Origin of the sequence: Allorhizobium sonneratiae (assembly GCF_023700755.1) — a bacterium.
In the GTDB taxonomy this organism is placed as follows: Bacteria; Pseudomonadota; Alphaproteobacteria; order Rhizobiales; family Rhizobiaceae; genus Allorhizobium; species Allorhizobium sonneratiae.
On the sequence record NZ_JAMKOJ010000004.1, the window covers coordinates 155,109 to 177,405 of the forward strand.

Below are 22,297 nucleotides of genomic sequence, written 5' to 3' on the forward strand. Positions count from 1 at the left end.
AAGGGAAAGCCTGGTTGACCCGCCCGATCATGGCAGGCGGGCAGATGTCAGCGGCTGCGACGGCGCAGCGTTTCGGCGGCAACGGCAACGACGATGACCGCGCCGATCACCACCTGCTGCACGAAGGGCGAGACATTGAGAAGATTGAGGCCGTTGCGCAGCACGCCGATGATCAGCACACCGATCAGCGTGCCGCCAATGCCACCGGCGCCGCCGGACAGCGAGGTGCCACCAATGACCACGGCGGCAATCGTGTCGAGCTCATAGCCAAGCCCGCTCGACGGCTGCACCGAATCGAGCCTTGCTGCCAGCACGATGCCCGCAAGACCGGCCAGAACCGCCGAGACGACATAGACGCCCAGCGTGACGCGGGTGACGCTGATGCCCGCAAGCCGCGCCACTTCCGGATTGCCGCCCACGGCATAAAGCATCCGACCTTCGGCACGATATTTGAGAAAGACAAAGGCCAGCAAAGCCACGATCAGCATGATGGCGACAGTGGCCGTCAGAATGCCGAAATGCCTGTCGATGGCGAGCATCATGAACCAGTCGGGAAAACCGACGATCTGCTGGCCATCGGTGATCATGTTGGCCAGGCCGCGGGCAACCGACATCATGGCCAGCGTGGCGATAAAGGCGGGCACGCGAAAGCGGGTAACCATGACGCCCACAGCAAGGCCGCTCAAGGCCGAGGCGACAAGCGCCGCCGGAATTGCCAGCGCCATCGGCAGACCCGCCACATTGGCCGTCCAGCCCATGACCATCATTGAAAGCGCCAGAACCGAGCCGACGGACAGATCGATACCGCCGATCAGGATGACAAAGCTCATGCCGACGGCCATGATGCCAAGCACGGTGATCTGGTCGAGAATGTTCAGCCCGTTTCTGAGCGACAGAAAGCTGTCGCTGGTCAGGCTTAAAAACAGGCAGAGCGCCACAAGCCCAAGAAGCGGGCCTGTTACCCCGCTGAGAAAGCCCGGCTGAAAGCGCAAACGCGCATCCTGCCGCTTCACGTCGAGCGATACCATGTCTCCTCCCAACCGGTCGCCAGCCTCCGCCAGACCGATATGCATAAATATTCGCATCTGTTATTTAATTCGATAGCAATCACCTTCGATCCTGTCAACACCCAATCCACCCATCGAATTTAACGGGCTGTAAATTTATTTTTGCCCGAACGGCTTGACAGGTCGCAGGCTTCTGCAAAAATATCACCTAACGCATATTTATGCAGCAAGGGGTTTTCATGCAGGTGCAAGAGCTGGAACACATGGCGCGCCAGATCCGCAGACGGGATCTGCAGGCCGTTTTCGAAGCAGGTGCCGGTCATATCGGCGGCGAGATGTCGGCCATCGACATTCTGACGGCGCTGTATTTCCGCGTGCTGCGGATCGATCCGCAAGAACCGAAACATCCCGGCCGCGACCGTTTCGTGCTGTCGAAGGGGCATACGGCCTGCGCGCTTTATGTGACGCTGGCCCGGCGCGGCTTTTTGCCGGAAGAGGAGATTTCAACCTTTCTCAAGCCGGGTTCGCGGCTGAACGGTCACCCCAATTGCAACAAGGTGCCGGGGGTGGAAACCAATACCGGCCCGCTCGGCCACGGCCTGCCGGTGGCGGTGGGCATGGCCAAGGCGGCAAAGCTGTCGGGGGCGGATTACCGCACCTATGTGATGACCGGCGACGGCGAAATGCAGGAAGGCTCGAACTGGGAAGCAATCATGGCCGCCCATCAGTTCGGCCTCGACAATCTGACGCTGATTGTCGATCATAACCGCTTCCAGCAGGGGGCCGCCCTGTCCGAGACCAATGATATCGCGCCGCTGAAACCCAAGCTCGAAGCCTTTGGCTGGGCGGTACGCGAGATCGACGGTCACGCCATGGCCGGTATCGTCGAGGCGCTGGAGCACCGGCCTGAGGGCAGGCCGTATTGCATCGTCGCCCATACCAACAAGGGCCATGGCATTTCCTTCATGCAGGATAAAGTGGACTGGCATCACAAGGTGCCAAACCGGGAGCAATATGAGATCGCGCTGGCGGAACTGTCGGAGGCAAAGGGATGAACGTACCGGTGAAGACTGAAAAACTGCATGACTGCCGCGATGCTTTCGCCGAAACGCTGGAACGGCTGGCGAGCGCCGATCAGACGATTGTTGCGGTGTGCAACGATTCCGTCGGCTCCTCCAAGCTCGGCGGCTTCAAGGCGAAATTTCCCGACCGTCTGGTCAATGTCGGCATTGCCGAGCAGAATATGGTCGGCGTGGGCGCGGGCCTTGCCAATGGCGGGCGGCTGCCCTTTGTCTGCGCCGCCTCCTGTTTTCTTACGGGCCGGTCGCTGGAACAGATCAAGGCGGATATTTCCTATTCCAACGCCAATGTGAAGCTTGTCGGCATTTCCTCCGGCATGGCCTATGGTGAGCTTGGCCCGACCCATCATTCCATCGAGGATTTCGCCTGGACCCGCGTGCTGCCCAATCTGCCGGTGATTGCCCCTTGCGACCGCATCGAGACGGCGGCGGCGGTGGCATGGGCCGCCAGCTATGCCGGACCCTGTTTCCTGCGGCTGTCGCGCGTTGGCGTGCCTGACCTGCTGCCGGAAGGCCATGTGTTTGTCCCCGGCAAGGCCAATCTGCTGCGCGAGGGCATGGATCTAACCCTGATCGCCAATGGCACGCTGACCCATCGCATCGTCAAGGCCGCCGATCTTCTCCTCCAGCATGGGGTCAAGGCGCGGGTGCTGAATATGGCGACCGTGCGGCCCATCGATGAAGAGGCGATCATTGCCGCCGCCAGCGAAACCGGCGCCATCCTGACGGCGGAAGAACATTCGATCTTCGGCGGTCTCGGTTCCGCCGTGGCCGAGGTTGTGGTCGATCACCGGCCTGTGCCGATGACGCGGCTCGGCGTGCCGGGTGTCTATGCCCATACCGGCTCGGCTGAAGCGCTGCTGGATGATTTCGGCATGGCCCCGCAGGCGATTGTCGAGGCTGCGCTGGAGCTGATCAAACGCAAATCGTCATAAAGGCGAGACGGGGAGGAGTATGATGCGCGCCATTCTCGCCATCGATCAGGGCACGACCAATTCCAAGGCCGTTCTTGTCTCGGAACGCGGCACGATCCTGGCGCGCGGCTCTGCCGCCGTCGGCATTGCCTATCCGGAGCCGGGTTTTGTCGAACAGGACCCGAAACGGCTCTGGGCCTCGGTGCTGGAAGCGATTGCCGCCTGTCTGGCGGCCTGCCCGGAAGCAAATATTGAGGCGATTGCCCTGTCCAACCAGCGCGAATCGGTCACCATCTGGGATGGCGAGACCGGCGAGCCGCTTGGGCCGGTGCTGAGCTGGCAATGCCGCCGCACCGCGCCGGATTGTGAACGGCTCATCGCCGCAGGACTAACGGCGCGGGTGATGGAACTGACCGGCCTGCCGCTCGACCCGATGTTTCCCGGCGCGAAAATGCGCTGGCTGATGGAGCGCGCCCCGAAAAACCGCCCCTTGCGGCTTGGCACCATCGATGCCTGGCTGATCCATTGCCTGACCGGCGGCAGGACCCATGCCTGCGATGCCGCCAATGCGGCCCGCAGCCAGCTTTTCGATCTGAAAAAACAGGTCTGGAGCGACGAGCTTTGCACGCTTTTCGGTGTCAACAAAGATGTCCTGCCCGATGTGCGCGACAGTTCCGGCGCCTTCGGCGTCACGAAGGGCGTGCCGGGTCTTGCCGATGGCATTCCGGTGGCTTCCGCCATTGGCGACAGCCATGCGGCCCTCTTCAGCCACGGCGCGTTCCGCCCCGGTGACGGCAAGGTCACGTTCGGCACCGGCTCTTCCGTCATGCGCACGCTGCCCGCCTATGTTGCGCCCGACAAGGGCATCACCACCACGGTCGCCTGGCGGCTAAAGGGCGAGCCGGTCTTTGCCTTCGAGGGCAATATTCTCGTTTCGGCGGCAAGCCTGCCCTGGATGGCCGGGATTCTCGGACTTGCCGATGTTGCCGAACTCTGCGATCTCGCCGCAACGGCAGAGCCCGGTGGCCCCGGCTTCGTACCGGCTTTCGTCGGTCTTGGCGCGCCCTATTGGGATACGGCCTCGCGGGCCTTGTTTTCGCAGATCAATTTTTCCACCAGCCGGGCGCAGATGGCCCGCGCCGTCACCGATTCCATCGCCTTTCAGGTGCATGATGTGGTGGCCGCCATGCGCGCGCAGGCAGACAGCGCCACGGGCCGTCTTTTCGTCGATGGCGGCCCAAGCCGCAACCGCTTCCTCATGCAATGCGTTGCCGATCTTCTCGGCCAGCCGGTCATCCAGCGCGATGCAGCAGAGGCCTCGGCGCTGGGGGCGGCCTATCTTGCCGGTCTTGCCATTGGCTTCTGGAACACGCTTGACGAGATTGCCACACTGGCTGAGGACGGTACGGCAATTGCGCCACACAATGGCGATCAGGCCGCACGATTGGCGCTCTGGCAGGATGCCGTGACCCGCGCCACCCACAGGCCGGAGGCGGTAAAGCCGCTTTCCCTTTTGCCCGAGAGCTTCTAAACGTGAATAACTATTCACCGATGGAGGAAGATCTTGGGCCGGATCAATGAACTGCGACTGATCACCCGCGTCGCCCAGATGTATTACATCGAGCGCAAGCGCCAGGCCGATATCGCCGAACATCTGCATCTGTCGCAGGCCACCGTGTCGCGCATGCTGAAGCGGGCAGAGGCGGAAGGCATTGTCCGCACCAGCGTCATTCCGCCGGCCGGCACGTTCAGCCCTCTGGAAGACGGCCTGCGCGCCCGTTATGGCCTGCCGGAAGCCATTGTCGTCGACTGTTCGGAAGACCGCGACGGCGCAATCATGGCCCGCATCGGCGAGGCAGCCGCCCATCTTGTCGAGGCGACGCTGTCTGCCGGTGAGGTGATCGGGGTCTCAAGCTGGAGCCAGACCATTTTCAAAATGGTCGAAAACATTCATCCGCAGAAAGGCACGGTGGCGAAATATGTGGTGCAGACGCTGGGCGGCATGGGCGATCCGTCCGTGCAGACCCATGCGACGCAATTGACCACGCGGCTGGCGCGGCTGACGGGTGCAGAGCCGAAACTTCTGCCGGTTCAGGGCCTTGCCTCCTCGCGTGAGGCAAAGCTTCTGATGCTGTCCGATCCTTTCGTGCGCGAGACCATGGAGCTGTTTTCGACCATCACGCTGGCGATTGTCGGCATCGGTGCGGTGGAGCCTTCCGAATTGCTGGCCCGCTCCGGCAATATCTTTTCCACCCGCGAACTCTCCGATCTGGCGGAAGCAGGCGCGGTGGGCGACATTTCGCTGCGGTTTTTCGACCGGACCGGCAAGACGGTGAAGACCCCGCTCGACGACCGGGTGATCGGTCTGCCGCTCGAAGATCTGTCCCGTGTCGAGCGGGTGATTGCGCTGGCCGGCGGGCAGAAGAAAACCGAAGCCATTGCCGGCGCCTTGAAAACCGGGGTCATCGACGTTCTGGTGACAGACCGGTTCACCGCAGAACGGCTGCTGGAGGCACCGTCTTGATCTTGTAAACCGGGAGGACAACATGAGGCGTTTTGAAGGAGAGACCGTTTTCATCAGCGGCGGCAACAAGGGCATCGGCTATGGCATTGCCCGTCGCTTTGCCGAGGAAGGCGCACAGGTGGCCATCGCCGCCCTTGAGGCCGACACACCCGCCATCGCGGAACGGCTTGCAGCCGAAACCGGGACAAAAACCGTGGGACTGCAACTCGATGTGCGCGATCAGCATGCGGTGCGTGCGGCCTATGACATGGCAGAGGCAGAGCTTGGCCCCCTCACGGTTTCGGTACAGAATGCCGGTGTCATCACCATTGCCAGAATTGAGGATCTGAGCGAGGCCGAATGGGATCTCAATCTTGAGGTCAACACCAAGGGCGCGTTTTTATGCTGCCAGGAAGCCATTCGCCGGTTCCGCGCCAAGGGTGTGAAGGGGCGGCTGATCAACACGGCCTCCGGCCAGGCCCGGCAGGGCTTTATCTACACGCCCCATTATGCCGCCTCGAAATTCGGCGTGATCGGCCTGACCCAGAGCCTTGCCAAGGAACTGGCACCGGAAGGCATCACCGTCAATGCCATCTGCCCCGGCATCATCCATACCGACATGTGGGATTATAACGACCGCGTCTGGGGCAAGATGCTCGGTGACTATGCGCCGGGCGCACTGATGGCGGAATGGGTGGCCAATATTCCGATGCGCCGCGCCGGAACCCCGGCAGAGGTCGCCGCTCTCGTCGCCTTTCTCGCCTCCGCAGACGCCGCCTATATCACCGGCCAGACCATCAATGTCGATGGCGGCCTGATCATGTCGTAAGCCGATCCTGTCATGTTACGGCTTACTGCACATCTACTGCCTCATCATCCCGTATCCGTCTGTTTTTGCCCGTTTTCATGCATTCGGCGACGAAAATCCACCGGCTTTTCGTGAAAGCGCCGGTGGAAGGCCTCATAAAAGGCCGAGAGGGAATTGAAGCCCGATTCATAAGCAATCTGGGTGATCGGCAGGTCCGTGGCGATCAAAAGCGATTGTGCCGTATCCAGCCGATGGCGGATGATCGCCTGATTGACCGTCATGCCGACCGTGCGCTTGAACAGGCTCATGGCATAATTGGGGTTCAGCCCCGCCGCCTTGCCGACATCTTCGGTGGAAATCGGCTCCAGCGCATGTTCGCCGATGAAGCGCAGCATGTTTTCCACATGCGCGGCGCGTCCGGCATCGGCCTGGCCCAGGCTGGCCAGCGCCGAGCCCTGTTCGCGCAGGTCGCGCCAACCGTCACGGTCGATGCGCAGCACCCGCGCCATCAACTCGTCGCGGACGATCTCGGCCAGTGCCTCATCGCCCTGCAGCAATTCATCATGCCAGCGGATGAAGAAATCGCGATCATAGGGATAGATTTCTTGCGCCTCGATCACTGCGCCGCGAAACACCGCATCGCGAAACCGGCTGAGCGTGGCGCGTGCCAGAAAAACCGACATCGGTACATAAAGGCAGACAAACAGCGTGCCCTTGGGCCGGGCAATGACCTGATGCGGGATCATGCCCCAGAACAGGCAGAGCCTGCCCTCGCGCACCGTCAGTTCCCGGCCATCGAACCAGTAGGTCATTTCGCCTTCAAGCACGAAATTCAGCTCGATCTGGCTGTGCATATGCGGCCCGGCCATGACCTGCACTTCTTTCAATGCGCCGGCACAGAAACGATGGTCGCCAAAAACAACCAGAGGATGCGCCGGATTGAGCCGCAGATGCACCGCATCCGCTTCTTCCTGAAAATGTGAGGGGGAAGGAACCATGTGACCTTAGGATTCCGGAAAGATTCATCAAAATACTGGTAGAGAATTACGGATAAGATGGAAATGATCAAGAGGCTTTCGACATGGCGCACGGGTAGAGGCGCGTTCTGGCGAAACACGCCGCCCGAAATGGCGGACCTTGTTTAGAGGGAGGAACCCATGACTTTTAAGAAGAGCCTTTACGGGCTTGCGCTGACGGCTGCGCTGTCTGCAACCGGCGCTCATGCCGGGCAGATTGTCTTCAATTCCGATCAATCCGACCCCGTGCCGAAAAAAGCCGTTCAGACCCTGATCGACGATTTCGAAAAAATCCATCCCGACATCACCGTCAAGTGGAACAATTTCGACCATGAAGGTTACAAGTCGGCGATCCGCAACTTTCTCACCGCCGATCCGCCGGATGTGTTCACCTGGTATTCCGGCAACCGCATGGCTCCCTTCGTCAAATCCGGTCTGGTTGCCGACGTCTCGGATCTGTGGAAGCAAAACGGCTGGGACGCGCAGATGAAGTCGGCGCTGCCGTCAATGACCATCGATGGCAAGCAATGGGGTGTTCCCTACACCTATTACCAGTGGGGCATTTATTACCGTAAGGATATTTTCGCCAAAGAAGGCATCACGCCGCCCAAGACCTGGGACGAGCTTCTGGCGGCCTGCGCCAAGCTGAAGAAGGACGGCATCACCCCCTTCACCATCGGCACCAAGGCGCTCTGGCCGACGGCTGGCTGGTTCGATTATCTCGACCTGCGCGTCAACGGCTATGATTTCCATATGCAGCTGACCAATGGCAAGATTCCCTATACCGATCCGCGCGTCAAAGCCGTGTTTGCCAAATGGGACGAGCTGATCAAGCCGGGCTATTTCATCGACAATCATGCCGCGCTCGACTGGCAGGATGCCGTGCCGCTGATGGTGCAGGGCAAGGCCGCCATGTATCTGATGGGCAATTTCGCCGTGGCGACGATGAAGCTCGGCGGGTTGAAGGAAGACCAGATCGGCTTCCTGCAATTCCCGACCATCAATCCCTCCATCCCCGACGCCGAAGAAGCGCCGACCGACACCTTCAACATCTCCGCCCATGCGAAGAACATGAAGGACGCCAAGGTCTTCCTCGCTTATATCGCAGAGCCTGAGGTTCAGGCCAAGATGACAGCGACCATGGGCCAGCTGCCGGTCAACAACAAGGCGCCGGAACCGAGCGATCCCTTCCTGAAGCAGGGCTTCAACATGCTGTCCAAGGCTTCCGCCCTCTCGCAGTTCTATGACCGCGACGCACCGGCTGAAATGGCCAAGGCCGGCATGGAAGGCTTCCAGGAATTCATGGTCAAGCCGGACAAGCTCGACCAGATCCTCAAGCGGCTCGACAAGGTGCGCGAGCGCGCCTATCGCTAGAGCTTTGTTGTTCCGCCTGTCCGGACGGAAAACCGCAACGCGCTTTTCTCCGGACAGTGCTCTCTAACCTCCCAAGGGCCGGGTGTCGCGTCTTGTGGCATCCGGCCACCCTTCCCCCTCGATAACAAGGTGCCGCCGTGAGTAACAGCGCCCCTCTGCCATCACGATCCGCGCAAGGCTATTTCAGGCGCAACCAACAGAAGCTTGCGCCTCTGCTGTTTCTGGCCCCCGGTCTGGTGATGTTCATCATCTATGTCATCCTGCCGATCTTCCAGTCGATCTGGATCAGCTTCTATTCCTGGGACGGGCTTGGTCCGAAAGTCTGGATCGGCCTTGGCAATTACAGGGAATTGCTGGGTGACGACGCCTTTTACACCTCGCTGAAGAACAATGTTCTCTGGCTGGTTCTCTATCTTCTCGCCATTCCGGCGGGCCTTGCCGTGGCGCTGTTTCTCAATCAGACAGTGATCGGCATCCGGGTATATAAATCCCTGTTCTTCTTCCCCTTCGTCATCAGTCAGGTGGTTGTCGGGTTGATCTTCAGCTGGTTCTATGCGCCGAATTTCGGCCTTTTCTCGGTGCTGCTCAAGCATCTGACCGGCTCGGACATCGCCATTCTCGCCGATGACCGCACGGTGACCTATGGCATCATTGCCGCCGGTCTCTGGCCGCAGACGGCCTATTGCATGATCCTTTATCTGACCGGCCTCAACAACATTAATCCGGAACAGGTGGAAGCGGCCCGCATGGATGGCGCCAAGGGCTGGGCCATGCTGAAAAACATCATCCTGCCACAGCTTGCGCCTGCCACCTTCATTGCCATGGTGGTGACGGTGATCGGGGCGTTGCGCTCTTTCGACCTTGTCTCGATCATGACCTCAGGCGGTCCTTACGGCGCAAGCGAGGTCCTGTCCTATTACATGTATGAGCAGGCGCTGTCGGAATATGGCTATCGCATGGGTTATGGCGCGGCCATCGCCGTGGTTCTCTTCCTGATCATGCTGGTGTTCATCACGCTGTTCATCGTGCGGATGCTGAAGCAGGAAAGGAACGCCTGATGTTTCCGACCCCGATTGAAAAAACCTCGCCCGCCATCCGCATCGGCTATCAGCTCATGCTGCCGGTGGCGCTCTTCCTCTGGCTCTTGCCGCTGATCGGCGTGGCGCTCACCTCGGTGCGCCCGGCCAGCGATCTTGCCGCGGGCAATTATTTCGGCATTCCCTCCGGCTTTGCCGGGGTGACCAATTATACCGCCGTGTTCCAGAACTCGCCGATCGGTCTTTATATCCTCAACTCGTTCAAGATCACCATTCCCGCCGTGATCGGTTCGGTGGCGCTGTCCTGCCTGACCGGCTTTGCGCTGGCCACCTATAAGTTCCGCGGCAATCTGGTGCTGTTCTTCGTTTTCGTCGCCGGCAATTTCATTCCCTTCCAGATTCTGATGGTGCCGGTGCGCGATCTGACGCTGAAACTCGGGCTTTATGACACCGTCACCGGCCTCGTGCTGTTTCATGTCGCCTTCCAGACCGGCTTCTGCACGCTGTTCATGCGCAATTTCATCAAGGGCCTGCCCTTTGCCCTGATTGAATCGGCCCGTGTCGAGGGCGTCTCGGAATGGAAGATTTTCCGCCATATCGTGCTGCCGCTGATGCGCCCGGCCATTGCCGCGCTTTCCGTGCTGGTCTTCACCTTTGTCTGGAATGATTATTTCTGGGCGACCGTGCTGGTGCAGAGCCAGAACGCCATGCCCGTCACTGCCGGTCTTTATGCGCTGAACGGCCAATGGGTCGCCGCCTGGCAACTGGTGTCTGCCGGTTCCATTGTCGCAGCGCTGCCGCCGGTTGCCATGTTCTTTCTGATGCAGCGGCATTTCATTGCCGGCCTGACGCTGGGAGCCACGAAGGGATGAGCAAGATGATCACCATTGGACGTCAGGATTTTGCCCTTTGCCTCAGCCTGCCGGAGAGCGGCATGCCGGAGATTGCAAGCTTTGGCGCGCAATCGGCCATCGGCACGGATCTTGCCGGGTTTGAACGCTCAAGCCGCATCAACGGCATGGATCAGCCCGCCCCCAACGCCGTGCTGCTGCCCACCGGCGGCATGGGCTTTTTCGGCTGGCCTGCCCTTGCCGGTCATCGGCAGGGCCGCGATTTCATCCTGCAATTTTCCGGCTGGCGCGTCACAACCGAGGGCCGGACAACCCTGCTTTCGGCAGAAGACAGCATCGCTAAAATCGGCATCACCCTCCATATAGAAGCCTTTGACAGCGGCGTCATCGCCCTGTCGAGCCGCATCGTCAATCTTGGCGAAACCGATTATGCGCTCGACCGCGCCATGGCCGCGAGCTTTCTCGCCCCCGCCGGAAATGTCGAGATCCTCACCTTTACCGGCATGTGGGGCCGCGAGTTTCAGACCCGGCGCGAAAGCCTTGGCGACGGCATCTGGAGCCGCGAAAGCCGCCGGGGCCGCACCTCGCATGACCGTTTTCCCATGCTGGTGGTCGAGGCCGAGACGCAAAGCTTTGCCGTCACCCTCGGCTGGAGCGGCAACCACCAGACGGTGATCGACCGGCTGGATGATGGCCGCCGCCTTGTGCATATGGGTGAATTGTTCGAGCCGGGCGAGATGATCCTTGCCCCCGGCGCGCGTTATGACAGCCCGAAAGCCTATGCCGGGCCGGACAGCGCCGCGCTGCATGCCTTTGTCCGCGAAAGCCTCCTCACCTGGCCGGGTGGGGTGATGAAGCCGCGCCCGGTTATGCTCAACACCTGGGAAGGCAATTATTTCGACCACCGCATGGCCTCGCTCAAGGCGCAGGCCAGCGCTGCCGCCGAACTTGGCATCGAGCGCTTCGTGCTGGATGATGGCTGGTTTGGCCGCCGCGACGACGACACCACCAGCCTTGGCGACTGGGATATCGATCCGCGCAAATATCCCGAAGGGTTGACGCCGCTTGTCGATCACGTCACCGCGCTTGGCATGGAATTCGGCATCTGGTTCGAGCCGGAAATGGTCAATCCGGTCTCCGAGCTGTTCAAGGCACATCCCGACTGGGCCTTGCAGGTGGAGGGCCGTCCGCTGCTTCTGTCACGCAACCAGCTGGTGCTGGACCTGACCCGGCCGGAGGTCAGCGATTATCTCTTCGCCAAGATTGACGCCGTGCTGAAAGACCATGCCGTCTCCTATATCAAATGGGACATGAACCGCGATCTCACCCATGCCGCTGGCCGCGACGGCAGGGCCAAGACCGCCGCCCAGACCCGCGCCGTTTATGCGCTGATGGACCGTATCCGCGCCGCCCATCCTTCGGTCGAGATCGAAAGCTGTGCATCTGGCGGCGGGCGCATCGATTATGGTGTGCTGGCCCGCACCAACCGGGTCTGGACCTCCGATTGCACCGATGCGCTGGAGCGGCTGGAAATCCAGCGCGGCGCCTCCGTCTTCGTGCCGCCGGAAATCCTCGGCAGCCATGTCTCGGCCTCGCCCAACCATCAGACCGGCCGTCGCCACAGCCTGTCGTTTCGGGCGCTGGTGGCCATGGCCTATCACCTTGGCGTCGAGCTCAATCCGCTGGAGATCGACGAGGCCGAACGCGCCGAGCTGAAAACCTATATCGAAAGCTATAAGCGCCTGCGTCCGCTCTTACACAGGCCGGGGGCAAACTTCCGGCTGGAGCCGCGCGACGGGCGCTATGCCTGGGGGGCGGCAAGCGATGATCACATCGCGCTCTTTATCGCCCAGGGACCGCAAATGGTCAATGAACAGCCCGAGCCGCTGAAACTGCCCGCCGCCATCACCCAAAAAGGCGGGCGCTGGCGGATCAAGCTCATCCACCCGGACAGACCGGATTTCATCCGCACCTCGCCGATGCAGGACAGGCTCCTGAAAGGTGAGATCGGATTTCATCTCGAAGACACCAGCCGGATTGGCCTTGCCCTGCCCATGCTGCGGCCCGAAAGCGCCATTCTGCTGGAACTGACACCTGAAGACTAACACCGGCGCTTTGAAACCGGTCCTGCTGACAGGACGGGCGTCTGGAAAACCGAAAAGGACCCATCATGGCTGACGTGCGCCTTGAGGCCGTGACCAAACAATTTGCCGCCCTCAGCGTCATCAAGGGCGTGGATCTGACCGTCGATGATGGCGAATTCTGCGTCTTTGTCGGACCGTCGGGCTGCGGCAAATCGACATTGTTGCGGATGATCGCCGGGCTTGAAGATATTTCGAGCGGTGCTCTGTCGATCGGTGGCAAGGATATGACCAAGGTTGGCCCCTCTGAACGAGGGGTGGCCATGGTGTTCCAGTCCTATGCGCTCTATCCGCATATGAGCGTGCGCGACAATATCGGTTTCGGCCTGAAAATGACCGGCCATGCCAAAGCCCTGATCGACGAGCGCACGCAAAAAGCGGCAAAAATGCTGCAACTGGATGCGTTGCTGGAGCGCAAGCCCGGCCAGCTTTCCGGCGGCCAGCGCCAGCGCGTCGCCATTGGCCGCGCCATCGTGCGCGAACCGGATGTGTTTCTCTTCGACGAGCCGCTCTCCAACCTCGATGCGGCGCTGCGCGTGCAGATGCGCACGGAGCTGACCAAGCTGCATCAGGAGCTGAAGGCAACGATGATCTACGTGACCCATGATCAGGTCGAGGCCATGACCATGGCCGACAAGATCGTGGTTCTGTCTGCCGGAAAGATCGAGCAGGTCGGCTCGCCGCTTGAGCTTTACCACCGTCCGAAAAACCTCTTCGTTGCAGGCTTCATCGGCTCACCGAAGATGAATCTCCTGCCCGTCACCGTCGCACCCGCCGACAATGGCAAGCTGGCCGTAACCCTGCCCGGCGGCGGCGTTCTCCATCTCGACGCCAGGGGTAAAACGGTGAAGCCGGGCAAGATGACGCTTGGCGTGCGCCCGGAACATCTCGACGCCACCGGCAAGGGCGACCTCGTTCTGCCGCTTCCCGTCACGCTTGCCGAATATCTCGGCTCGGAAACCCTCTTCTTCGTCACGCTGACCGATGGCTGCGATATCGCCGTCAAGGCGGATGGTCTTGCCAAGGCAAGGCCGGGCGAAACTCTCTCTGTCGGCGTTCCCGCCGCCGCCTGCCATCTCTTCGACGAGGCTGGCCTTGCCGTCATCAATGGGGATCTGCGTTAATGCTTGGAGTCTGCTACTACCCGGAACACTGGCCGGAAACCCAGTGGGAAACCGATGCACGGCGGATGCGCGAGCTTGGCATTTCCTTCGTGCGCGTCGGCGAATTCGCCTGGTCGCGGCTGGAGCCGCAGCGCGACACGTTTACTTTCGAGTGGCTGGACCGCGCTTTGGACGTGCTGCACAAGGCCGGGCTGAAGGTGGTGCTCGGCACGCCGACCGCCACGCCGCCGAAATGGCTGATGGATGAGCATCCCGACATCGCGCCTTATGACGAGCATGGCCGTGTGCGCGGCTTCGGCTCGCGCCGTCATTACAGCTTTTCCTCCAAGAGCTGGTGGCGGGAAAGTGCCCGCATCGTCGAGATCATCGCGAAGCGCTATGGCACCCATCCCGCCATTGCCGGATGGCAGACCGACAATGAATATGGCTGCCACAACACGACCATCTCCTGGGGACCGGAAGACCTGAAGGCCTTCCGCCAGTGGCTGAGACTGCGCTACCAGACGCCTCAGGCGATGAACGAGGCCTGGGGCGGCGTGTTCTGGTCGATGGAATTCAACAGTTTCGACGAGGTCGAGCTGCCAACCGGCACGGTGACCGAGCCAAACCCGGCCCAGCGCCATGATTTCTGGCGCTTCTCCTCCGATCAGGTCGCCGCCTATGACCTGATGCAGGTGGAGATCATCCGCAAACATTCGCCCGACCGTTTCGTCACCCATAATTTCATGGGCTTCGTTTCGGATTTCGATCATTTCAAGGTCGGCGACAATCTCGATCTCGCCAGCTGGGACAGCTATCCCATCGGCTTTGTCGAAAAATTCCCCTTCAGCGAGGAGGAGCGCAACCGCTGGGCGGAAACCTCCCATCCCGACATCGCGCCTTACCATCATGATCTCTACCGCGCCGTCGGCAAGGGCCGGTTCTGGGTGATGGAGCAGCAGCCCGGCCCGGTCAACTGGGCGCCGTGGAACCCGGTGCCGAAACCCGGCATGGTGCGGTTATGGACCTGGGAGGCGCTCGCCCATGGCGCAGATGTCGTCAGCTATTTCCGCTGGCGTCAGGCCCCCTTTGCCCAGGAACAGATGCATGCCGGCCTCAACCTGCCCGGCCTTGACGAATGGTCCGTTGGCGGGCTGGAAGCGAAAACCGCAGGCGAGGAACTGGCCGCCCTTGGCGCGCTGCCGCCAGGCGAAAAGGCCCCCGTCGCCATCCTTTATGACTATGCCAGTCATTGGGCGACGGCAATCCAGCCGCAGGGCAAGGATTTCCGTTTCGAGGAACTGACCTTCCGCTGGTATGAAGGCTTGCGCCGTCTCGGTCTCGATGTCGATTTCGTCCGTCCGGGCGCTTCGCTTGACGGCTACAGGCTGGTGGTGGTGCCCTGCATGACCCATGTGGATGAGGCAACGCTTTCAGCGCTTGAAAAAACCGAGGCGCATGTGCTTTACGGGCCGCGTTCCGGCTCACGCGACCGGCATTTCACCATTCCCGCCAATCTGCCGCCCGGACCCTTGGCGGCGCTGACCGGCAACCGCATCACCCAGACGTCCTCGCTGCGTCCTGGTCTGGCCGATCCTGTCGAAGGCATGGTGTCAGGCGTGGCGATCCGCTGGCGCGAATATCTGGAGACGACGGCAGAGGTTCTCGCCCGTTTCGGCAATGGCGATCCGGCGCTGACGCAGCAGAACGGCCATCATTATCTCGCCTGCTGGCCGGATGAGACCTTGCTGACGGCAACGCTTTGCCTGCTGGCCAAGCGCGCCGGTCTGACGACGCTGCCGCTGCCGCCGCAGATCCGTCTGCGCCGCCGTGGTGATCTGACCTTCGCCTTCAATTATGGGCCAACGAGCTGGAGCATTCCGGTCAGCGGCAATTTCCTGATCGGCGGTCCGGAGCTTCCGCCACAGGGTGTTGCCGTCTGGCGGTGAGAAGCGGTTTTCCCGATTGACTTGCAGGCAGGTTTGGCAAACAACAAAACCTGCACGATAGCATCGTGCGGCCTCTATGGCGCACGATGCTTCGCTGTCGCTGTTTCAATCTGCTGCCTGATTCCTTACATCGCTTCCGATTGAAGGAATCATGCAGGAAATCATTCAGGACCGATCATGCCAAAGCCTCTCGTCGCCCTTCCCGCCGACAGCCAGACCCATGCCAATGCCAAATGGCACGCCGTGCTCGATCAATATGTGCAGGCGGTGTTGCAGGTGGCAGGGGCCATGCCGGTTCTGGTTCCCGCGCTGGAAACGGGGGCCGACATCGACGCCATTCTCGACCGGGTCGATGGCGTCGTCATTCCGGGGTCTCCGAGCAATGTGCATCCAAGCCTATACGGCAAGGAGGCCAAAGACAGCGACGGCCCCTTCGACAGGGCCAGAGACGCAACCTCGCTGCCGCTCATTCGCCGCGCCATCGAGCGCGGCATCCCGCTTTTTGCCATTTGCCGCGGCATTCAGGAGCTGAATGTCGCGCTGGGCGGCACGCTGGACAGTGAAATTCAGGATCAGCCGGGCCGCTGGGACCACCGCAAGCCCGATATCGAAGACCGGGATCAGGCCTATGCCATCCGCCAGCCGGTGGAAATCAGGGAAGGCTCCTGCATCGCCCGCTATCTCGGCACATCCGGCACGATCACCATCAATTCCCTGCACCGGCAGGCGATCTCGCAGATTGCGCCGCGCCTTGCTGCCGAAGCCCTTGCCGATGACGGCACCATTGAGGCTGTCTCGGTCATCGATGCCAAGGGTTTTGCCGTCGGCGTGCAATGGCATCCGGAATATTGGGCCGCGACAGACACCCCGTCGCGCGCCCTGTTCGAGGCCTTCGGCGCTGCCGTCAGCGATTATGCGGCAGCGCGCCTGATCAAAGCATGATCATTATACCTTGATCGTCAGCCTGATCATTTTTTGGCGACAGGCGTTTCCGGCACGGGGGTTTTCACCGTGCCGCTCTCAAACCAACCGATCAGATTGTCCACCACCAGATCGGCCATGGCATTGCGGGTGACGACCGAGGCCGAGGCCACATGTGGCAGCAGCGAGACATTCGGCAGGTCGAAGAAACCGGCCGGAACTTTCGGCTCCTCATAAAAGACATCGAGACCGGCAGCAGCAATCGTGCCAGCCTTGAGGGCTGCCATCAGATCGTCCTCATCGACGCTCCAGCCGCGCCCGACATTGATGAGCACGCCCTCAGGTCCAAGCCGCTTCAGGATATCGGCATTGATCGCCTTATGGGTCTCAGCCGTCTTCGGCACGATGCAGATCAGCGTGTCCACCGCTTCGGCCAGCGCTTCCAGCGTCGGATAATAATCATAATCCACGCCCGACTTTTGCGAGCGGGTGTGATAGCCGATCTTGACCTTGAACGGTCTGAGGCGGCTGGCGATTTCCCCGCCAATCCGGCCGAGACCGTAAAGCCCGACATGACGGCCGCGCAGCGACAGCGGGCTCAAGGCAAAGGGGCCTTCCTTTTCCCACCGGCCCTCACGCAGATAGGTTTCCGCCGAATGAAAACGCCGGAGCGTGTTGAGCAAAAGCGCGATCGTCGTATCCGCCACCTCGTCATCCAGCACGTCGGGCGTATTGGTAACGATAACATTGCGACGCGAAGCGGCAGCGACATCCACCCCGTCATAACCGACGCCGAAATTGGCGATGATTTCGAGATTTGGCAGGCTATCGATCAAGGCGCCGGGGACCACGCCCGCCACCGCAATGCCCCGCACGGATGATGCTTCATCCTCCGACAGCACCACCGGCTGGCCGGGCGGCGTGCGCAGCAGGTGAAAACCGTCCTGCAGACGCTCGACAACACGGGGATGAATTTTTCCAAGAAGAAGAATGACAGGCTTGCTCATGGGATGGATCGATCTCACCTTGATGACAACGGGATGAAAAGTCTTCAGTCAGACAAGACTATAATGACATTCCGCCATGGGAGAAAAGGAAAAAGGTCAGAACCCGCTTTTTGCCCAGTTCAGCATACATCTTTGCTCCGGTCGACAGGACCGATCCATATAAGCCCTATCCATGGAATGGGTAAATACGAAGGACAATCCGGTCTAGTCCATCACCAGCGATCACAAAGGACACTCTATATCAGAAAAAGACGCTGGGAGTGATCGCCACAGCCCGTCAACGCATGTGGTTGGCAAAATAAAGCGCCGCACCCGCAATCACCAGTCCGGCGGCAGGCATCAAAAGCAGTGAAAAGAAGTCCATTGTCGTCATGGCTTCATCCTTTTCAGCACAGAACTTGCCATATAATGTATGGCAACAGAGGCTAGGAAGCAAGCAGTGCTAATAAACATTGAAGGCAGGGTGAGACCTCTGGCATTGGAAAAGCCCGATATGATGGGCGCAAATCAACCGACGGCGAAAATGGATATGCCAATACCGTTCAGATAGGTTGCCAGAAGCTCGATCCTTTCATTATGGATAAGTTTCAGAAGGGCTTTAGCCTCTTCGGCCCCATCCTCTCTGTCCGGCTTCGCCAGAACGTCTTCATGCCCGCCTGTCATGACACGGTCCGGTCGATTGGCGGATGCGCATTTCCGGCTTGATCAGATGGATACCATCCGGCTCATGGCTGCCGGCGAGCTTGTCGAGAAGCGCGCGGGCGGCAAGCCGTCCCACTTCCGCCTGCCCGTTCCAGACGGTGGTGAGCGAGGGCGTGGCAATCGCCGCTTCTTCCAGATCGTCATAGCCGGTGACGGAAATATCCCGGCCCGGAACCAGACCGGCGCGGGAAATGCCGTTCATCAGGCCGATGGCAACGAGATCGTTCCAGCAGACGGCGGCGGTCGGCTTTTGCGGCAGGGAGAGAAAATGCACCGCCGCCTCGAAACCGCCCTGCTTGGTGCGCGGTCCGGCAATCCGCAGGTTCGGGTCCACCTCGATGCCCGCCTTGCGCAGCGCATTGACATAGCCCTGATAGCGGTCGCGCCCGGTCGAGGTCTGGTCGGTTCCGCCGACCATCGCGATCACCCGGTGGCCGAGGCCGATCAGATGGTTGGTGGCCAGCGAAATGCCATAGGCATCGTCGCCGCGATAGGTCGGCAGCGCCAGCCCGTCCTGCGAGCGGGCAACGAGAATGGCGGGCATGCCATTGTCTTCCGCCAGCATGATGTCTTCCGGCGGCGAGCCGATAGCCGGTGACATGATCACGCCATCGCCGCCCAGTTGCAGCAGGGTCTCGATGAAATTGCGCTGTTTTTCCACCGAGTCGTAATGATTGGACAGAATGAAGGTCTGGCGGGAGCGGTCCAGCTCGCTTTCGATGGCTTTCAGGATTTCGCCGTAAAACGGGTTCATGATGTCATGCACCACAACCCCGATAATGCCGGAGCGCGAGGTGCGCAGGCTCGCCGCGCGGCGGTTATAGATATAACCGAGAAGCCGGGCCTGTTCCTTGATCTTTTCGCGCGTATCGGCAGCCACCAGCGGGCTGTCGCGCAGCGCCAGCGAAATCGTTGCCGTCGACAGTCCCAGACTGTCAGCAATGGTCGAAAGCTTGACCTTTTGTGCCATTCCCCCTCCTGATCAAGGCAAAGCCTTGTTATGCGCCGCTGCAATTGTCACATTTAAAGAATTTAATTAAACAGTTGAAATGGAAAGGCAATGAAAATCTTCATACCCGCGCGGGCAAGACTTCACCGGGCCCGGCTGATGCCGGGGGCCAGGTCCGGCTCATGCCGGAGGCCGAGCCCGGCTCATGCCGGAGGCCAAGCCCGGCTCATGCCGGAGGCCAAGCCCGGCTCATGCCGGAGGCCAAGCCCGGCTCATGCCGGAGGAATGAGGCTTTCATCGCGATGGAGATTGTCATCCATGGCCTCCAGCAGAGCAAGCAGCAGCCGGATCTGCTTGGCGCTCATGGCGCGGGTGGCGGCAGCTTCGGCGGCGGCATTGGCGGCTGAGATTTTCTCCAGCGTCGCCCGTCCGGCTTGCGTCAGATGCACCTTTGTCAGGCGTTGGTCCGTCTGCGACCCGCGCCGTTCGAGAAAGCCCTGCGCCTCCATGCGGCCGATGGTGCGGGTCATGGTCGGCGCTTTCACGCCCAGCTTCTGCGCCAGCGCCCCCGGCGTCAGCCCGTCCTCATTGGCCAATTGCAGGATCACGCTTTCCTGCCCGGAATAAAGCCCGCAATCGGCCAGATGCCGCGTTTGCACCGTGCGAAAACTGCGTGCCGCCTGAATGACGGCCATGCCGATCTCGCCGCTTGCAACATCACGACTGTGTTTGACGTCCGCATCCCTTGCCTCGACAGGCTTGAGCGTCGCATCCTTGAGTTTGCCCGATTTTTTCTTCTTATCGGACTTGTCCTTTTTTGCCATCGTGCCCCACCGTCTGTCTGCATGGGCGTTTGCAAGCCCGATCCCGTGCCGATACAAGACCAACGCCATGATGCATAAACAAAAATGGAGCCGGAGACCAGATGCACCGCCCCGCCATCCGCTATCAGGACAATGATCCAGACCTTTCGCCCGAAGCCCGTGCAGGCTGGATTGCCGTGCTGCCGCTGGGCGCCCATGAACAGCACGGGCCGCATCTGCCCTTCGAGACAGACACTCTCATTGCCCGCGGGGTGGTGGACCGGCTGATCGAGGTCCTGCCGGATCACCTGCCCGTCACCTTTCTACCGGTGGAGCCGATCGGTTATTCCATCGAACACATGGATGTGGCCGGCACGCAGAGCCTTGGCTATGGCGAGGCGATAGACCGCTGGCTCGCCATGGCCGAAAATCTCCGCCGACAGGGCATCCGCAAGCTGATGATGCTGAATGCCCATGGCGGCAATTCACCACTGATGACGATTGTGGCGACGGAAGCGCGGGTGCGCTTCGACATGCTGGCCGTGGCGACGAGCTGGACCCGGTTCGGCGTGCCGGAGGGTCTCATATCCCCTGAAGACAAGGCTATCGACATTCATGCGGGCGAGATCGAAACCTCGGTCATGCTGGCGCTGCGGGCCGATCTGGTCCGAATGGACAAGGCGGAGGACTTTTCCTCACGCCAGAGCGAATTCATCTCCCGCTTCAGGCATTTGCGCGCCTATGGCCCCCATGCCTTCGGCTGGAAAATGGCCGATCTCAACGCAATGGGCGCCGCCGGCAAGGCCAGCCGGGCCAGCGCCGAAAAGGGCGAGGCGCTGCTCTCCCATTCCGTCAGGGGTCTGATCGAGCTGATCGAGGACATCCATGCTTTCGATGTGGAGAAAGCCTTTGAACTGTCGCCGCCGAGCCCTTATATGGGGTAACACAATAACATCGGCGGGGACTGGCCCGCCTCATCCCTTGCGAGGTTCCCATGAGTGAAGCCGCCCTCAAACCCACTCCCGTCACCGTGCTGACCGGCTATCTCGGTTCGGGCAAGACCACGCTGCTCAACCGCATTCTGTCCGAAAGCCATGGCAAGAAATATGCCGTCATCGTCAATGAATTCGGCGAAATCGGCATCGACAACGATCTCATCGTCGAATCGGACGAGGAAATCTATGAAATGAACAATGGCTGCGTCTGCTGCACGGTGCGCGGCGACCTGATCCGCGTCGTCGAAGGGCTGATGCGCCGCAAGGACCGTTTCGACGGCATTATCGTTGAAACCACCGGTCTTGCCGATCCGGTTCCCGTGGCGCAGACCTTCTTCATGGACGATGACGTGCGCGCCAAGACCGAGCTTGACGCCGTGGTTGCCCTGGTCGATGCCAAGCATCTGCCCTTGCGCCTGAAAGACAGCCGCGAGGCCGAAGACCAGATCGCCTTTGCCGATGTCGTGGTGATCAACAAGACCGACCTCGTCAGCCACGAGGAACTGCATCAGATCGAGGATATCGTGCGGGCCATCAACCCCTCCGCCCGCATCTATTCCACCACCCGTTCCGGCGTCGATCTGGCCAAAGTGCTCAATCAGGGCGCGTTCAATCTGGAACGGGCGCTGGAAAACGATCCGCATTTCCTCGATCACGACCACCCGGACCATGTCTGCGGTCCCGATTGCGACCACGATCATCACCATCATGACCATGATCATGGACACGACCATGACCACCATCACCATGATCATGACCATCATCACCACGATCATGGCCATCACCACCACGGCAGCCCCTCGCCGATCCATGATGTGACGGTGACCTCGATCTCGCTGCGCGGCGGCGAAATGAACCCGGAACGTTTCTTCCCGTGGATTCAGAAGGTTACGCAGACGGATGGGCCGAATATTCTGCGCCTCAAGGGCATCATCGCTTTCAAGGGCGATGAGGAGCGCTATGTGGTGCAGGGCGTGCACATGATCATCGAAGGCGATCATCAGCGTCCGTGGAAAGACACGGAAAAGCGCGAAACCCGTCTGGTCTTCATCGGTCGCGAACTGGACCGCGAAAAGCTTGAAAAGAGCTTCAAGGCTTGCGAAGCGTAATCAGCGCTTTGCTGCTGACATCCGACAGG

The 22,297-nt window shown here is 60.6% G+C and carries 20 protein-coding genes; 14 read left to right on the forward strand and 6 right to left on the reverse strand.

What is annotated here, in order from left to right:
* Positions 1–47: 47 nt before the first annotated feature.
* Positions 48–1,028, reverse strand: coding sequence for an ABC transporter permease (locus NAC44_RS08905; RefSeq protein WP_250940526.1), 981 nt, complete (start codon positions 1,026–1,028; stop codon positions 48–50).
* A gap of 218 nt (positions 1,029–1,246) precedes the next feature.
* On the opposite strand from NAC44_RS08905, the gene NAC44_RS08910 reads away from it, so the two are divergent.
* Genes NAC44_RS08910 through NAC44_RS08930 form a run of 5 tightly spaced genes read left to right on the forward strand, consistent with a single transcriptional unit; the run spans position 1,247 to position 6,332 of the window.
* Complete coding sequence (locus tag NAC44_RS08910) at positions 1,247–2,062, forward strand: transketolase (RefSeq protein ID WP_250940059.1); 816 nt, start codon at positions 1,247–1,249, stop codon at positions 2,060–2,062.
* Entirely contained in the window at positions 2,059–3,021 is a 963-nt protein-coding gene (locus NAC44_RS08915; protein WP_250940060.1) for a transketolase family protein, read from the forward strand. Before NAC44_RS08910 ends, NAC44_RS08915 begins: the two co-directional genes overlap by 4 nt.
* A gap of 22 nt (positions 3,022–3,043) precedes the next feature.
* Complete coding sequence (locus tag NAC44_RS08920) at positions 3,044–4,531, forward strand: FGGY family carbohydrate kinase (RefSeq protein ID WP_250940061.1); 1,488 nt, start codon at positions 3,044–3,046, stop codon at positions 4,529–4,531.
* A gap of 33 nt (positions 4,532–4,564) precedes the next feature.
* On the forward strand, positions 4,565–5,524 hold the full coding sequence (locus tag NAC44_RS08925) for a sugar-binding transcriptional regulator (protein ID WP_250940062.1): 960 nt from the start codon (positions 4,565–4,567) through the stop codon (positions 5,522–5,524).
* Between the two features lie 22 nt (positions 5,525–5,546).
* Entirely contained in the window at positions 5,547–6,332 is a 786-nt protein-coding gene (locus NAC44_RS08930; protein ID WP_250940063.1) for an SDR family oxidoreductase, read from the forward strand.
* A 44-nt stretch (positions 6,333–6,376) separates the two neighbouring features.
* Here the strand turns inward: NAC44_RS08930 and NAC44_RS08935 are convergent, their stop codons facing one another.
* Complete coding sequence (locus NAC44_RS08935; protein ID WP_250940064.1) at positions 6,377–7,309, reverse strand: helix-turn-helix domain-containing protein; 933 nt, start codon at positions 7,307–7,309, stop codon at positions 6,377–6,379.
* A gap of 159 nt (positions 7,310–7,468) precedes the next feature.
* Here NAC44_RS08935 and NAC44_RS08940 point away from each other — a divergent pair, with 159 nt between their 5' ends.
* The 7 genes from NAC44_RS08940 (at position 7,469) to NAC44_RS08970 (ending at position 16,724) form a co-directional block, all read left to right on the forward strand.
* Complete coding sequence (locus tag NAC44_RS08940) at positions 7,469–8,701, forward strand: ABC transporter substrate-binding protein (protein ID WP_250940065.1); 1,233 nt, start codon at positions 7,469–7,471, stop codon at positions 8,699–8,701.
* Between the two features lie 239 nt (positions 8,702–8,940).
* Positions 8,941–9,759 carry a carbohydrate ABC transporter permease gene (locus NAC44_RS08945; RefSeq protein WP_476726964.1) on the forward strand — a complete coding sequence of 273 codons (819 nt, stop codon included), beginning with the start codon at positions 8,941–8,943 and terminating at the stop codon, positions 9,757–9,759.
* Positions 9,759–10,610, forward strand: a complete 852-nt coding sequence (locus NAC44_RS08950) for a carbohydrate ABC transporter permease (RefSeq protein WP_250940067.1) — start codon at positions 9,759–9,761, stop codon at positions 10,608–10,610. The genes NAC44_RS08945 and NAC44_RS08950 overlap by 1 nt, the downstream gene beginning before the upstream one ends.
* Entirely contained in the window at positions 10,607–12,694 is a 2,088-nt protein-coding gene (locus tag NAC44_RS08955; RefSeq protein ID WP_250940068.1) for an alpha-galactosidase, read from the forward strand. The genes NAC44_RS08950 and NAC44_RS08955 overlap by 4 nt, the downstream gene beginning before the upstream one ends.
* A 65-nt stretch (positions 12,695–12,759) precedes the next feature.
* A complete protein-coding gene (locus tag NAC44_RS08960) occupies positions 12,760–13,854 on the forward strand; it encodes an ABC transporter ATP-binding protein (RefSeq protein ID WP_250940069.1) in 1,095 nt (364 codons plus the stop codon).
* Positions 13,854–15,782 carry a beta-galactosidase gene (locus NAC44_RS08965; RefSeq protein WP_250940070.1) on the forward strand — a complete coding sequence of 643 codons (1,929 nt, stop codon included), beginning with the start codon at positions 13,854–13,856 and terminating at the stop codon, positions 15,780–15,782. Before NAC44_RS08960 ends, NAC44_RS08965 begins: the two co-directional genes overlap by 1 nt.
* A 177-nt stretch (positions 15,783–15,959) precedes the next feature.
* Complete coding sequence (locus NAC44_RS08970; protein WP_250940071.1) at positions 15,960–16,724, forward strand: gamma-glutamyl-gamma-aminobutyrate hydrolase family protein; 765 nt, start codon at positions 15,960–15,962, stop codon at positions 16,722–16,724.
* A gap of 26 nt (positions 16,725–16,750) precedes the next feature.
* Here NAC44_RS08970 and NAC44_RS08975 read toward each other — a convergent pair whose 3' ends face one another.
* From NAC44_RS08975 to NAC44_RS08990, 4 genes are all read right to left on the reverse strand, one after another.
* Positions 16,751–17,710 carry a 2-hydroxyacid dehydrogenase gene (locus tag NAC44_RS08975; protein WP_250940072.1) on the reverse strand — a complete coding sequence of 320 codons (960 nt, stop codon included), beginning with the start codon at positions 17,708–17,710 and terminating at the stop codon, positions 16,751–16,753.
* Between the two features lie 507 nt (positions 17,711–18,217).
* Positions 18,218–18,373 carry a hypothetical protein gene (locus NAC44_RS08980; RefSeq protein ID WP_250940073.1) on the reverse strand — a complete coding sequence of 52 codons (156 nt, stop codon included), beginning with the start codon at positions 18,371–18,373 and terminating at the stop codon, positions 18,218–18,220.
* A complete protein-coding gene (locus NAC44_RS08985; RefSeq protein WP_250940074.1) occupies positions 18,357–19,382 on the reverse strand; it encodes a LacI family DNA-binding transcriptional regulator in 1,026 nt (341 codons plus the stop codon). The genes NAC44_RS08980 and NAC44_RS08985 overlap by 17 nt, the downstream gene beginning before the upstream one ends.
* Positions 19,383–19,633: 251 nt before the next feature.
* On the reverse strand, positions 19,634–20,185 hold the full coding sequence (locus NAC44_RS08990) for a MarR family winged helix-turn-helix transcriptional regulator (protein WP_250940075.1): 552 nt from the start codon (positions 20,183–20,185) through the stop codon (positions 19,634–19,636).
* A 101-nt stretch (positions 20,186–20,286) separates the two neighbouring features.
* Here NAC44_RS08990 and NAC44_RS08995 point away from each other — a divergent pair, with 101 nt between their 5' ends.
* Positions 20,287–21,108: a creatininase family protein gene (locus NAC44_RS08995; protein WP_250940076.1), complete on the forward strand. Its 822-nt coding sequence runs from the start codon at positions 20,287–20,289 to the stop codon at positions 21,106–21,108.
* A 50-nt stretch (positions 21,109–21,158) separates the two neighbouring features.
* Positions 21,159–22,268: a CobW family GTP-binding protein gene (locus tag NAC44_RS09000; RefSeq protein ID WP_250940077.1), complete on the forward strand. Its 1,110-nt coding sequence runs from the start codon at positions 21,159–21,161 to the stop codon at positions 22,266–22,268.
* Positions 22,269–22,297: the final 29 nt, after the last annotated feature.